14 protein-coding genes and 1 pseudogene are annotated in these 13,164 nt (G+C 69.5%); 7 read left to right on the top strand and 8 right to left on the bottom strand.

The window, feature by feature from the left end; genetic code table 11:
- Nucleotides 1-33: 33 nt before the first annotated feature.
- Nucleotides 34-1,146: a glutamate 5-kinase gene (gene proB / locus BLU81_RS30575; protein WP_172890649.1), complete on the bottom strand. Its 1,113-nt coding sequence runs from the start codon at nt 1,144-1,146 to the stop codon at nt 34-36.
- Nucleotides 1,147-1,208: 62 nt separating this feature from the next.
- Here proB and BLU81_RS30570 point away from each other — a divergent pair, with 62 nt between their 5' ends.
- Together BLU81_RS30570 and BLU81_RS30565 are read left to right on the top strand one after the other, a co-directional pair.
- Complete coding sequence (locus BLU81_RS30570; protein WP_092548942.1) at nt 1,209-1,511, top strand: MGMT family protein; 303 nt, start codon at nt 1,209-1,211, stop codon at nt 1,509-1,511.
- Nucleotides 1,511-2,293, top strand: coding sequence for a class I SAM-dependent methyltransferase (locus BLU81_RS30565; protein ID WP_092548939.1), 783 nt, complete (start codon nt 1,511-1,513; stop codon nt 2,291-2,293). The genes BLU81_RS30570 and BLU81_RS30565 overlap by 1 nt, the downstream gene beginning before the upstream one ends.
- Here BLU81_RS30565 and BLU81_RS30560 read toward each other — a convergent pair.
- Entirely contained in the window at nt 2,276-2,986 is a 711-nt protein-coding gene (locus BLU81_RS30560) for a TetR/AcrR family transcriptional regulator (protein ID WP_092548936.1), read from the bottom strand. The two genes, BLU81_RS30565 and BLU81_RS30560, sit on opposite strands and share 18 nt — an antisense overlap.
- A 94-nt stretch (nt 2,987-3,080) precedes the next feature.
- On the opposite strand from BLU81_RS30560, the gene BLU81_RS30555 reads away from it, so the two are divergent.
- Nucleotides 3,081-4,010: an NAD-dependent epimerase/dehydratase family protein gene (locus BLU81_RS30555; RefSeq protein ID WP_092557865.1), complete on the top strand. Its 930-nt coding sequence runs from the start codon at nt 3,081-3,083 to the stop codon at nt 4,008-4,010.
- A 108-nt stretch (nt 4,011-4,118) separates the two neighbouring features.
- Here the strand turns inward: BLU81_RS30555 and BLU81_RS30550 are convergent, their stop codons facing one another.
- Complete coding sequence (locus BLU81_RS30550; RefSeq protein ID WP_092548932.1) at nt 4,119-5,510, bottom strand: gamma-glutamyltransferase; 1,392 nt, start codon at nt 5,508-5,510, stop codon at nt 4,119-4,121.
- A 49-nt stretch (nt 5,511-5,559) separates the two neighbouring features.
- On the opposite strand from BLU81_RS30550, the pseudogene BLU81_RS50950 reads away from it, so the two are divergent.
- The 3 genes and pseudogenes from BLU81_RS50950 to BLU81_RS30535 form a co-directional block, all read left to right on the top strand.
- Nucleotides 5,560-5,700, top strand: a pseudogene (locus BLU81_RS50950) (MFS transporter); the annotation flags it as partial.
- Between the two features lie 163 nt (nt 5,701-5,863).
- Complete coding sequence (locus BLU81_RS30540) at nt 5,864-7,105, top strand: MFS transporter (RefSeq protein ID WP_092548926.1); 1,242 nt, start codon at nt 5,864-5,866, stop codon at nt 7,103-7,105.
- Nucleotides 7,106-7,218: 113 nt separating this feature from the next.
- A complete protein-coding gene (locus BLU81_RS30535; RefSeq protein ID WP_092548923.1) occupies nt 7,219-7,740 on the top strand; it encodes an NADH-quinone oxidoreductase subunit B in 522 nt (173 codons plus the stop codon).
- Between the two features lie 52 nt (nt 7,741-7,792).
- Here BLU81_RS30535 and hemC read toward each other — a convergent pair whose 3' ends face one another.
- On the bottom strand, nt 7,793-8,719 hold the full coding sequence (hemC, locus tag BLU81_RS30530) for a hydroxymethylbilane synthase (protein WP_092548920.1): 927 nt from the start codon (nt 8,717-8,719) through the stop codon (nt 7,793-7,795).
- Nucleotides 8,720-8,768: 49 nt separating this feature from the next.
- Between hemC and BLU81_RS30525 the strand changes: the two genes are divergently transcribed.
- A complete protein-coding gene (locus BLU81_RS30525) occupies nt 8,769-10,058 on the top strand; it encodes a DUF2252 domain-containing protein (RefSeq protein ID WP_092557863.1) in 1,290 nt (429 codons plus the stop codon).
- Nucleotides 10,059-10,063: 5 nt separating this feature from the next.
- On the opposite strand, the gene BLU81_RS30520 is transcribed toward BLU81_RS30525, so the two are convergent.
- The 4 genes from BLU81_RS30520 to BLU81_RS30505 are packed head-to-tail and all read right to left on the bottom strand — an operon-like array spanning nt 10,064 to nt 13,114.
- Nucleotides 10,064-11,059 carry a hypothetical protein gene (locus BLU81_RS30520; RefSeq protein ID WP_092548917.1) on the bottom strand — a complete coding sequence of 332 codons (996 nt, stop codon included), beginning with the start codon at nt 11,057-11,059 and terminating at the stop codon, nt 10,064-10,066.
- The gene (locus BLU81_RS30515; RefSeq protein WP_092548914.1) at nt 11,049-11,600 is read right to left on the bottom strand and encodes an RNA polymerase sigma factor; all 552 of its coding nucleotides are present in this window, start codon (nt 11,598-11,600) and stop codon (nt 11,049-11,051) included. Before BLU81_RS30515 ends, BLU81_RS30520 begins: the two co-directional genes overlap by 11 nt.
- Nucleotides 11,601-11,637: 37 nt before the next feature.
- Nucleotides 11,638-12,585: a hypothetical protein gene (locus tag BLU81_RS30510; RefSeq protein ID WP_092548912.1), complete on the bottom strand. Its 948-nt coding sequence runs from the start codon at nt 12,583-12,585 to the stop codon at nt 11,638-11,640.
- Nucleotides 12,578-13,114 (bottom strand): RNA polymerase sigma factor, encoded by a 537-nt coding sequence (locus BLU81_RS30505; protein ID WP_373873325.1) that lies wholly within the window; start codon nt 13,112-13,114, stop codon nt 12,578-12,580. Before BLU81_RS30505 ends, BLU81_RS30510 begins: the two co-directional genes overlap by 8 nt.
- Nucleotides 13,115-13,164 lie beyond the last annotated feature (50 nt).

Below are 13,164 nucleotides of genomic sequence, written 5' to 3'. Positions count from 1 at the left end.
TTTCTTCTTAGAGAAGAACCAGGTCGTCTCTTCTTAGAGAAGAACCAGGTCGTCGCGGTGGACGACCTCTCGTTCATATCCCGGCCCCAGCTCCGCGGCCAACTCCGGTGTGGACCGTCCCAGCAGTGCCGGAAGTTCCACCGCGTCGTAGTTGACCAGTCCCCGGGCGACCGGTGTCCCGGACTCGGCGTCCACCAGGTCCACCGGATCCCCGGCTGCGAACGACCCGTCCACCGCGGTGATCCCGGCCGGCAGCAACGACTTGCGCCGGGCCACCACCGCCGCGACGGCCCCCGCGTCCAGGTGCAGGCGCCCGCGCGGAGACGTGGCGTGGGCCAGCCAGAACAGCCGGGCCGCCGGTCGTTTCGCGGCCGCCTCGAACAGCGTTCCGACCTCCTCGCCGCCGAGCGCCTCGGCGGCCAGCGGCGCCGCGGTCAGCACCACCGGGATGCCGAAACCGGTGGCGATCCGGGCCGCCTCGACCTTGGTGACCATGCCACCGGTGCCGACTCCGGCCTTACCGGCCGATCCGACCGTCACCCCATCGAGGTCCCGGTCGTCGCGGACCAGCGGAATCCGCACCGACGACGGGTCGGCCGGATTGCCGGTGTAGAGCGCGTCCACGTCGGAGAGCAGCACCAGCAGATCAGCGTCGGCCAGCGCGGCCACCAGCGCGGCCAGCCGGTCGTTGTCGCCGAACCGGATCTCCTCGGTGGCCACCGTGTCGTTCTCGTTCACGATCGGAAGCGCGCCCAGATCGAGCAGTTTGCGCAGCGTGCGATAGGCGTTGCGATAGTGCACGCGCCGGGTCACGTCGTCGACGGTCAGCAGCACCTGCCCGACGGTGATGCCGTGCCGGGCGAAACCGGCGATGTACCGCCCGATCAGGAGACCCTGGCCCACCGAAGCGGCGGCCTGCTGGGTGGCCAGGTCGCGCGGCCGGCGCCGCAGATGCAACGGGGCCAGCCCGGCGGCGATCGCGCCGCTGGAGACCAGCACCACCTCACGCCCGTCGGCTGCCAGTTTGCCCAGCACGTCGATCAGGGCATCGACCCGTTGCTCGTCGATGCCGCCCGTCGCGGTGGTCAGTGAGGACGAGCCCACCTTCACCACGATCCGTCGCGCACCGGTCACCAGTTCCCGCACCCGGCCCATTGTGCTCGGCAGGCGGGTGTCGATCGTTGTCAGATCCCATATCGTGGCGGGTGATGACACCGCAGGAGTACGTCGAAGAGGTCCTCAGCCTCGTGGAGCGCATTCCCGAGGGCCGGGTGATGTCGTACGGCGCGATCGCCGACGCCCTCGCCGACCGCTCGGGCCGCAACTCACCACGACAGGTCGGCCGGATCATGTCGCTGCACGGCGGTGCGGTCCCGTGGCATCGGGTGTGCAGCGGCGGCGGCCGGCTTCCCCCAGGTCACGAGGCGCGGGCCAAGGCCCTGCTGGTGGCCGAGGGCGTGCCGATGCGCGGCGACCGGGTCCTGATCGCCGACGCCTCCTGGATGCCGTGATGCGACAGGGATCACCGAGCCGGACAGCGTGGAGTGCCGCGCGCTACCGGGCCGCCCATCAGCTCCTGGAGGGCGGGTCGATCTTCAAAGACGATTTGGCGGTACGCCTGTCAGGTGAACCCGAAGCCGCCCTCCTCGCCGACGAACCGCGCCGGGGCATGCGTCTGTTCATCGCGGCCCGGCATCGGTTCGCCGAGGACGCGCTGGCCGCCGCTGTGTCCCGGGGAGTCCGGCAGGTGGTGGTGCTCGGGGCGGGGCTGGACACGTTCGCCTACCGCAACCCGTACCCGAACCTGTCGGTCGTCGAAGTCGATCATCCGGACACGCAGGAGTGGAAGCGGGAACGGCTCGCGTCGGCTGGCATCGTCGTCCCGCCGAACGTGCGCTACCTGGGCGTCGACTTCGAGACCTTGTCCCTTCCCCGGTGGGATCAGCCGACGTTCTTCCTCTGGCTGGGTGTGGTGCCCTACCTGACCGTCGCTGCCTTCACCTCGACGATGTCGTCGACCGTCGGGCACGAGGTCGTCTTCGACTACGCCCAGTCACCCGATCGGACGACCGGTGATCGCCGGGCCGCTCTGGAGGCGCGCACTGACCGGGTGGCCAAGCTCGGCGAGCCGTGGCTCAGCTATTTCGAGCCCGACGAGATCGACTCCCGGTTGCGAGGGCTCGGATTCGCCGAGATCGAGGACCTGGGGCCGTCAGCGCTGGCCGCACGCTACTTCGGCCGCACCGACGTGCCGCCCTCAACCCCCGGAGGCCACTTACTGCACGCCCGTTAGGCCCGCCGTCGCGGCCGCGTTGCGCATCTGGAACTCGAAGAAACCTCGCCGGTCGTCCTCGACCGAGTTCTTGAGTTGCCCGAACAGCTCGTAACTGATCGCGCCGCAGATCTGGAAGTAGGCGGCGATGGTCTCGGCGATGACCCGGGTCGGCATGCCGGGGGAGTACTGCGCCGCGATCGGTGCGAGCTCCTGCGCGAACCGGCCGGCCAGAGGCTCGCGCGCCGGGATCTCGCCGGCCTCGTACGCCCCGGTCAAAATCGCCCCCAGCAGCAGCAACACGCGGGTGGCCGGGGTGATGGTGTCGGCTGGGGCCTGGTAACCCGGGACCGGGCTGCCGTAGATCAGCGCCCACTCGTGCGGGTTGGCCAATGCCCAGTCGCGGACCGCGTGCCCGGCCGCCAGCCACTTCTCCAACGGTGCCGTCTGTGCCGCCGCGGCCTGTTCGGCCGCCTCACCCACCGTGTTGTACGCGTCGATGATCAGCGCGGTGAGCAGTTCGTCCCGGCTGGCGAAGTACCGGTAGACCGCGGACGAGGCCATCTCCAGATCCCGTGCGACCGCCCGCAACGACAGGTTCGCCCCATCGGTTGCCAGGTGCCGCCGGGCCACCGTCTTGATCTCCTCGGTCATCTCGGCCCGCACCCGGGCTCGCAGCGTTCGTGGTGTTTTCGCTGGTGATCGCTCGCTCATGAGGCCAGTGTGCCATAACGAGAGCACTGCTCTTGCTTTCGGATGAAGGCTGTGCGATCGTTGTTCTCAACAGAGAGCAGTGCTCACAAAGGAGATCGCAATGCAGGTAATCATCGGTTTCGGTCCCATCGGCTCCACCGTCGCCCGTCTTCTCGCCCAGCGCGGCGAAAACGTCCGGATGGTGACCCGCAGCGGCGGCGGCCCCTCACACGAGCTGATCGAGCGGGTCGCGGCCGACGCGTCCGACGTGCGCCGCCTCACTGAGCTGTCCGAAGGCGCCGAGGTCATCTACAACTGCGCCAACCCGAAATACACCGAGTGGGCCGAGAAGTGGTTCCCGATGAACAACGCGATGATCGCCGCGGCCAAGGCGTCCGGCGCGGTCTACGCCATCACCGGCAACCTCTACGGTTACGGCCCTCAGCCCGGCGGCCTCATGACCGAGGACTCCCCGCTGGCCGCCACCGGCCGTAAGGGCCGCATTCGCAACCAGATGTGGCAGGACGCCCTGGACAGTGGCGTGCGCACGTTCGAGGCCCGAGCCTCCGACTACGTGGGTGCCGGCGCGGTCGGCGTCTTCTCCAGCGTGCTGCTGCCCGCGATCCGCGCCGGCCGCGCCGCCTGGGCGCCCGGCGACGTCGACGCCCCGCACACCTTCACCTACACCGGCGACATGGCCCGCACCCTGGTCGAACTGGCCCGCGACGACCGAGCCTGGGGCCGAGCCTGGCACGTCCCGTCACCGAAGCCGATCAGCATCCGCGAGCTGGCCCACCGCTACTGCGACCTGACCGGCCAGCCCCACCTGAAGATCCACAAGCTGCCCCGCTTCGTGATGCACACCGCCGGCGTCGCCGTTCCGATGGCCCGCGAGATGGCCGAAATGGACTACCAGTTCTACGCCCCGTTCATCCTCGACTCGTCCCTGACCGAGCGCACCTTCGGCCTCACCCCCACCGACGTCGAGATCCCGCTCCGCGAAACCGCCACCGAAGCCGACACCACCGCCGCCCGAACCATGTGACCCCACCAGACAGCCACCCCACCGCTCAAGCACCGTCTTTGCGTCCCGCGGCCGTCGCCAAGCGATCATCCCGTCACTCACGCCCCGTCTCACAGCGCGTGAGTGACCTCAGACGAGCAGTCCGACACCGCCACGCCGAGGGTCGCCGGCCGCACCGGCCCGGCCCACGGCGGTGACCCCGCCGAAGTAGTGGTTGATCTCCGGCCACTCGACGATCTGCCAGCCGGCACTCGCCAGAGCCTCCAGCTCACCGGGCGGGCAGCCGGCTTCGGCATGCACGGTGTCCTCGACCGCGTGAAAGCGCGGCCGGGCGATCGCTTCGGGAACGCTCAACTCGTCGACCAGGACCCCGAGCAGCGTGTCGACAAGCGCGGTCCGAATCCGGGAGGCCCCTGCCGAACCGGCCGCGACGACCAATCCACCGTCCGGATCGGTGACCACGAGCGGGCACATGTACGACGACATCCGCTGCCCCGGCACCAGTTCACCGGTCAGCAGCTCACCCTCACCGAGCATCGAGTTCAAGTTGATGCCGAGCCCCGGCAGCCACACCCCGGCGCCCAGCCCGAGCGTCGTAGTGATCACGCAGGCGTTGCCCTCGCCGTCCACGACCGAGACGTTCGTGGTGTCGCCGAGCCGCTGCTTACCCCGGTTGACCAGCGCGTCCGCCACTCCCGGCGCACGATGCGGGCGGGACAGGTCGGCGGGCAGCGCACCGATCGTGTCGACGGTCCGGTTCAGATCATGCCGGGCGTGCACCCGGTAACCGGCCAACCTCGCGTGATCCACCGGAACCGATTCGACCCGATAGGCCGCCAGATCAGCCGGCCCGATCGACCCGCCCGCCTCCCGAACCGTGTCGACGAGCACTTTCGCGTACTCCCCGGTGTAGAAGACCTCCGGCCCGTCACTGGCCAGCACGTCCATCGCCGTCGCCAGCCCGGGGTGGAAGAGCAACTCGTCGCCCTGCAGCAGCCGCCCACCCGGCTGGTAGTGGGCCGCCCCCTCGCCGTAGGCCAGCGCCAGCGCGCACGATTCCAGGGTGCGAGCGTGCGCCGGTGGCAGCAGCACCCCGGTCCGGGCCAGCCCAGCCGCCGGCGCCACCACCTCCGGCCAGGCCAGCTTGCCCCAGCGGCGATGCACCTCGCCGAGCCCGGCCGGCACTCCCGGCACGGCCACACTGGCTCCGCCGATCGAGTAGATCTGTGGCAGCCCGCCGAAGAACACGTCCACTGACATCATGTCCGCCGCGCTGCGATCGCCGTCGAGCCCCGGCACCGACACGAAGAAGTCGAGACAGGTGACCTCGCCGGTGCTCGCCTCGAAGTAGGTGGCGAATCCGCCCCCGCCTAGTCCGGTGTAGACGGTCTCGGCGACGCAACTGGCCAGCACGGCGGCCACCGCGGCGTCGGCTGCGGTACCTCCGGCCTGCAGAACGCGCATCCCGGTCCGGGCGGTCGCCGGGTGACTGGCGGCGACGCCGGCAGCAACGCTTTTCATAGCGGCGAGCGTAGGCGGCGCAGGCCGATCTTGGTTACGATGCGCTTCGATGACGACCTCCGGTCCCTCTCCCGTGGTCCCTCCGTCGGGTGTTCTTCCCCGCAGTGTTTTGGCTGGATATGCCCTCGGCTCGTTGGTCACCGGAGCTTTCGGTACGGTGCCCGGTTTGCTTCTTCTGCCTTATCTGACCGTCTTCCTGAGCTTGCTCCAGCGCCCCATGACGAGGGGTACGGCCGACCGCCGGTAATGTGATGGTCATGCATTTCCTCTGTGCGTAGGAGCGCGGCACCACGCCCGCCTCCCTGTCGCTCCACGGCGCTACATCTCAGCGCTGTGTCTTTCGAGGAAAAGTCATGCCCTCATACGCCGCTGTGCTGCGTACCCCTCATGCTGTCCGCACGTTCGGATCCGCCCTGCTCGGGCGGCTCTCCTACGGCATCGTCTATCTGGCTCTGATGCTCGCCGTGATCCGGGCCACCGGCTCGTACAGCGTGGCCGGTGTCTTCGTCGCCCTTTTCGGCTTGACCAGCGGGGTTCTGTCGCCCGTGCGGGCCCGGATCATCGACCGGCACGGCCCGAGCCGGGCGCTGCCACCGATGGCCGCCGTCTACGCCTCAGCACTGACCGCCCTTGCCGTCGCGACCTGGCACCCCGGCACCACCCCGGACCTTCTGCTGTACGGGTTGTCGGCCGTCGCGGGTTCGTCGACCCCACCGCTCGGCCCGATCATGCGTTCACTCTGGAGCGATCTGCTTCCCGAGCCGGCCCTGCGACAACGGGCCTTCTCCCTGGACACGGTCGCCGAGGAGGTGTTGTACATCGTCGGCCCGCTGCTAGCGGGCGCGGTGGCCGCCCTCACGAACCCGGCACTGGGCGTGGTGCTCAGCGCCATCCTCATCCTGACCGGAAGCCTGCTGCTCGCCATGTCACCACCTGCACGCCCCCGACCAGCCGCTGACATCCCGGCCCGCGCCCCGGCCCCGGCGGTGAGCACCGGGGCGTCCGCCCGGACGAGTGGCTTTCGGGTCGTCGCGCATCTGTATCGGCCGATTCTGATCTCCGCGTCGGCTGGCATGTGTCTCGGTGCGCTCAGCCTGCTCGTGGTCGCCGCCGCTCGGAATGCGAACCATCTGGCCGCCGTCGCGTGGATCGAGGCGGCCCTCGCGGTCGGCAGTGTCGCCGGTGGCCTGGCCTACGGCGCCGTCACGTGGCGGATGCCCGGCAGCCGCCGGTTGCCGCTGCTCGCCGCCGGGCTCGGGACGTCGTTCGCGGTCGCCGGCCTGTCGGCGAACCTCTACGTGCTGGCCGCGCTGGTCGGCGTGATCGGTTTGTTCGTCTCCCCGTCGTTGACGACGGCCTACCTGCTGGCCGACGAGACCGCCACACCCGAGACCCGCACCCAGGCCGGCGCCTGGGTGAACACCGCTTTCAACCTGGCCAACTCGGCGGGCACCGCCCTGATCGGCCTGCTGTTGGCCGGCCTGTCGCTGCCGGTGTGCTTCGCGATAGCCGCCACCCCACCACTGCTCGCAGCCTTGTCCACGTCCGTCCGCAGACCGAGCCGCCGAGCCGCATCACTCGACGCAATGACGTAATGGCTACGGCAGCCATCTGGTGACCGATGCCGACCGGGACCTCCTGGTCGGCATCGTGGCTCGGACGCCGATGACGCTGAGTCAGCCGTACCCGGATGCGTTAGGTTGACCGGATGGCCGGTCTGCCAGGAGTACTCGGGGAACCCATCCGGTTCGTGTTGAACTGGGGGCGGCGCTATTCGCTCTGGGTGTTCAATTTCGGTCTGGCGTGTTGCGCCATCGAATTCATCGCGTCGAGCATGGCGCGCCACGACTTCATGCGCCTCGGGGTGATCCCGTTCGCGCACGGGCCGCGCCAGGCGGACCTGATGGTCGTCTCGGGCACGGTCACCGACAAGATGGCTCCGGCGATCAAGCGGCTGTACGACCAGATGCCGGAGCCGAAGTATGTGATCTCCTTCGGCTCCTGCTCGAACTGCGGCGGGCCGTACTGGGATTCCTATTCGGTCACCAAGGGCGTCGACCAGATCATTCCGGTGGACGTCTACGTGCCGGGTTGCCCGCCCCGCCCGGAGGCGCTGCTGCACGGCATCCTGAAGCTTCAGGAGAAGATCGCCGCCGAGCAGTCCGGGCTGGGCGGAGTGCACCGGCCGGACCCGCTGGCCCTGGCCGCGCCGCTGGTCAAAAAGCCATAAGCCCCTGGTCGAAGAGCCATAGACCGCTGGTAGAAGAGCCATGAACCGCCGATCAAGCGGCCTGAGCGAGGATTTCCCGAGCGCCTTGCCGCAGTAGCGAGGCGGCGACCGAGGTGCCGAGCACGACCGGGTCGGCGGCCCACTCGTGCGCGTCCAGCACCGTCTTGCCGTCCAGGCTGATCACCCGGGCGCGCAGGCTGATCCGACCGTCCGGTTCGGTGCGCGCGTAACCACCGATGGGTGACGAGCAGCTGCCTTGCAGGATGTGCAGCATGGTGCGTTCGGCTTCGGTCTCCTGAGCGGTGCGCCGGTCGTTGAGGACGTCCGCGAGTTCGAGCGCGGCCGTGTCGTCTTTGCGGCATTGCAGGACCAGCGTCCCGGAACCGACGGCGGGCACGAACGTGTCGACGTCGATCGGATGGGTGATCCGGGCGGGCAGGTCGATGCGGTGCAGGCCGGCGACGGCGAGCAGGAGCACGTCGTACTCTCCGGCGTCGAGTTTGGCCAGCCGGGAGTTGGCGTTGCCACGGATCGGCACCGGGACGAGGTGCGGCCAGTGCAGGTTGAGCTGGGCGATGCGCCGGACGGCGGAGGTGCCGACCCGGGTCCCGGGCGGAAGCTGAGAGATCAGGCGCCCGGACGGGTCGACGAGGCAGTCGCGCACGTCGTCGCGGGTCAGGTAGCCGGCGAACACGGTGCCGGCGGGTGCGGGCCGGTCACCGGGCACGTCTTTGACGCAGTGCACGGCCAGGTCGGCGCGCCCGTCGAGGATCGCCTGGTCGACCTCTTTGGTGAACGCGCCCTTCCCGCCGAGCTCGGACAGCGCCCCCTGCCATCGGTCGCCGCTGGTGGAGAGCGGCACGACTTCGACGGTGAGCTCGGGCCGCAGCGTGGCGAGCATCCGGCGGACCCTCTCGACCTGGGCGAGTGCCATGGGGGAGGACCGGGTGCCGATGCGCACCAGACGGGAAGCGGACATAGCGGAAAGCGTAGCCGGAGGGTCGACGAGGCTGAGTAGCGTGGCCGACATGAGGGCTGAGTTCATCACCGAGGTTCTGACGCGCGAGTTCGGCCAGCTCATGGCGTTGGACCCGGCCGCGTTCCGTCGCAAGTTCCGGAAGATGGCGGCGTCGCCGTTCGCGTTCTACCGGGGCAGCGCCTCGCTTTTCTACGCCGATTTGAGAGGCGATTTCCGAGATGACAGTTTTCTCGACGAGCGGACCAGCCGCGTCTGGATTCACGGTGACCTGCACGCCGAGAATTTCGGCACCTACATGAACTCGTCCGGGCACCTCGTCTTCAACGTCAACGACTTCGACGAGGCGTACGTGGGCCCGTTCAGCTGGGACCTGAAGCGGTTCGCGGCGAGCGTCGCTCTGATCGGTTACTCGAAGGCGCTCTCGGATGACCACATCACCGCGCTGGTCAGCGAGTTCGCCAAGTCGTACCTGACCGAGCTGCGGGCCATCGCGCACGGCGGCGACGACGCGATCGGCTCGATCACCCTGGCGAACGCCGCCGGTGTGCTGCGCCGGGTGCTCCAGGAGGCCCGCCTCAACACCCGGGTCGACCTGCTCGACAGCCAGACCACGATCGACGACTTCGAACGCCGCTTCTCCCTCGGTGACGGCGTCTACGACGTCGACGAGCCGACGGCCGAGACGGTGAAGCAGGCGTTCACCCGCTACCTGGGCACGCTGCCCGAATCGACGCGGCCGGTGTCGACGCACATCAAGGACATCAAGCTGCGCAAGGGCGTGGGCATCGGTTCAGCCGGGCTGCCGTCGTACAACCTGCTTCTCGAAGGCCACACCGAGGCCCTGGAGAACGACGTGATCATCTACATGAAGCAGGCCCAGGTGCCGGCCGTGGCCCGATGGATCGACGACGACCGGGTCAAGGGCTACTTCCAACACCAGGGCCACCGTACGGCGGAGTCGCAGCGTGCCCTGCAGGCGCACGCCGACCCGTGGCTGGGTTTCACCGAGCTGGACGGGGTGGGCCAGCTGGTGGCGGAGGTGTCGCCGTACGCCGCCGATCTCGACTGGTCCGACGTGAACGAGCCGGAGGAACTGGCTGGAGTGATCGCCGACCTGGGCCGGGCGGTGGCCCGCATGCACTCGGTCGCCGACGACGAGTCGAGCCACGACCTGGTCGACTTCTCCACCGAGGAGGCGATCGTCGCGGTCGTCGACAAGGACGAGGCGGGTTTCGTACGGCACCTGGTCGAGTTCGCACACAAGTACGGTGACCAGGCCCGCGAGGACCACCAGGACTTCGTCGACGTCTTCCGCAACGGCCGCCTCCCCGGCCTGTGACGGCCTCATGAAGGGATGAGGGCCCAGCTGAGCAGGCCGTCCGCGCCGTCGGCCCGGATGCTGACACTCGTCATCATGTCGACCGGGATCCCCGGAGTCTCGGTCTGAGGTCCAGCCGGCGAGGCGCAGACCGTGTCGACCGTGACGATGTCTTTCCCGCCGCTTCTCACCGCCAGGGTGGCGATGCCGGTCCCGGTGCATTTGGTCAGGAGCAGGTAGCGGCCCTCCTCCCGGGAGGGCGCCATACCGGCCTGCGGCCTACCTCGTCCGAGCCGTGCGGTCCCCTCGGTCTCGGGCTCGCGTCCGTCCAGCTTGAGTCTGCGATCCGGGTTATAACTGTCGGTGGGTTCCGGTTCGCCGCTGAGCGGCGCACCGGTCGCGCTGGTCACCTGGTAGGCGAAGCCGCCGTTGCCGCTGGAGTCCATGGCGTCGGCGAGCCGCATCCGGTGGATGGTCGACGACGCGACCATGGTGAAGGTGGTGCTCGCCGGAACGGGCTGGTCGGAGCATTCCACCGGCACCTGGGCGATCTTCTTCCACTCCACCTTCGGGTCGTGGGCGTCGACGGTCAGCGTGAAGTGCCCGCTCCCGGCACAGGCGACCCGGAGCAGCAGCTTGCCCGGGTATTTGCCGTGCTCGACCCGGTATCCGCCGACGACCGGTTCGGCGGCGTCGATCGCCGGGGTTCCGTTCTGCCCGGCGAGCAGGGCCTGCCTGGCGACGTTCGCCTGCTTCAACAGGGGATCCTCCGCGACGGACGGTATCGCGGAGGGTGTCACGGACGGCGTCGCGTCGGCGGGTGGAGCGGCGGACCGGTGACCGGTCGACACGGCGATCCCACCGGCGATCACCAGGACCGCCGCGGCCGCCGAGAGCACCGCGCGCCCGGTCCGGCGGCGTCGCACGGTCTGCCGCACCGCCACCGTTCCGGGTGGCTGGACGGTCGGCAGCGTGTCCGCCCGCAGATCCGCGAAGAGCACCTCCAGGTGATCAGTGGTCACGACACACCCCATGCGAATCCGAAGTCTTGAGCTGGGCGGCCAGTGCAGCCCGGCCACGGTGCAGGTTGGAACGGACCGCTGCTTCGGTGACCTGCTCCCGCACCGCGATCTCGGCGGTCGGCAGGTCGGCCAGGTAGTGCAGGACGACCGCCCGGCGCTGGGCCGTTGGCAGAGTGCCGAGCGCGGCGACCAGGGCGACCCGTTCCGGGCTGGGCCCGTCAGCGGCCGGTTCGACGACCCGCTGCCGGCGCAGGAAGCCCAGTGCGGTCCGAGCCCGCCGCCACCGGCTGACGGCCAGATTCCAGGCGACCCGGCGCACCCACGCGACCGGATCCTCGTACCCGGAAATGGTCTTCCATCGGGCGTACGCCCGGCAGAACGCCTCCTGGACCACATCCTGTGCTTCCTGCCGGTCCCCGAAGTAGGCGTAGAGCTGCACGGTCAGGTCGGCGAAGTGCGCGGCGTAGACCTCGTCGAACGACGGCGGATCATGGTGCACGGCGTCCGGCGTCTCCGATCGGGGTTCGACGAGGGCTGTCATGGCGACTACACGCCGGACTCCCACGAAACGTTGCAGGCTACTTCGGGATCACCTGGACCGCGAAATGGGCGCCGGCCGTCGAATCCGATCCGGGCACGAAGAGCAGCTGGAGTTCGAGGTCGCCGCTGGCCTGGGCCGGTTTCCAGTTGTGCCGTTCCGGCGGCCACCGGCAGGGCATCTCCCACGTGTCGACGGTCCCTCCGGACACCCGCCTGATCGTGACCTCGAGCCGGCCCACACCGGCGCAGGCCACCGCCACCGTGAACCGCCCGCCGACTGTCTCCGGCAACACGGACACCGCCTCGCCCTCCAGGTCGCCGCTCATCCCGAATCCGGAGCGGCTCTCCTTCTCGGTGAGCTGGAGCGCGGTGTTCGGGCTGGCCGCGTCGACGTCGAGCCGCAGCGGCTCGCCGGTGTCGGGGGTGAGCACCCGGAAGGCGAAACCGGCAGTGCCCACCGCGTTCACGATCGAGAACTCGACGCCGGCCGTGTGACGGTTGTCGGGGAAGTACCGGGTGCTGACCGGTTCCGGAACATCCGAGCAGGGCACCGTCAGTTCCCTGACGAGGGACGGACCGGCCGAGAGGCCCGACACGCCGGTGACGACCAGGGTCATCGAGCCGGTCCCGGCGCACGCCGCGATCAGCTGCTGTTCCCCGAAGTAGACGTATCCCGGCGCGGACCAGCCGTTCCGCACCTCGCCCTGTTTCTCCACGGCCACCGGGCCGGTGGCCGGGCCGAGCGCGTTCCGGGCGACCTGACCGAGTCGCTCCGGCGAGACCGGCGCCACCACCGGCGGCGCCGAACCCGGCCGGACCAGCACGCCACCGAGCACGACGAGCACCGCCGCGACACCGATCGCCACGGCCCGCCGACGACGGCGCCGCCGGACTGTCTGCCGGGCCGCGTCGGTGCCGGGCGGCCGGATCGTCTGCACCGCGACCGGACGGGCCCGTGCGAACAGTTCCTCAAAATGATCAGGCATGAGGCACCCCTTCGACGTCGGCGCCGAGTTGCCCGGCGAGGGTTGTCCGGGCCCGGTGCAGCCAGGACTTCACGGTTCCCACGGCTACCCCTTCACGTGCGGCGATCTCGGCGATCGGCTGGTCACCCAGGTAATGCAGGACCATCGCCCGGCGCTGGGTGGCCGGAAGCTGGCCGAGTGCGGCGACCAGGGCCACCCACACACCGGAGGGCCCATCGGCCAGGGCCTCCTCGGGACGTTCCCGGCGCAGGAAGTTGAGGGCGGTCCGGGCCCGCCGCCACCGGCTGACCGCCAGGTTCCAGGCGATCCGGCGGATCCAGCCGGCCGGATCGTCGTAACCGGCGACCGTGGACCAGCGGGCCAGCGCCCGGCAGAACGCCTCCTGTGCCACATCCTGGGCTTCCTGCCGGTCCCCGAAGTAGGCGTACAACTGCACGGTGAGCCCGGTGTAGTGCGCGGCGTAGACCTCGTCGAAGGTCGGCGGATCATGATGCACGGCGGCCGGCGTCTCCGATCGGGATGCGGCGATGGCTGTCACGGTGACTACACGCCTGGGCCCGGTGACGGGTTGCAGCACGG

Source organism: Actinoplanes derwentensis (assembly GCF_900104725.1).
Taxonomy (GTDB): Bacteria; Actinomycetota; Actinomycetes; order Mycobacteriales; family Micromonosporaceae; genus Actinoplanes; species Actinoplanes derwentensis.
This window is presented reverse-complemented; position numbering and strand designations above follow the sequence as displayed.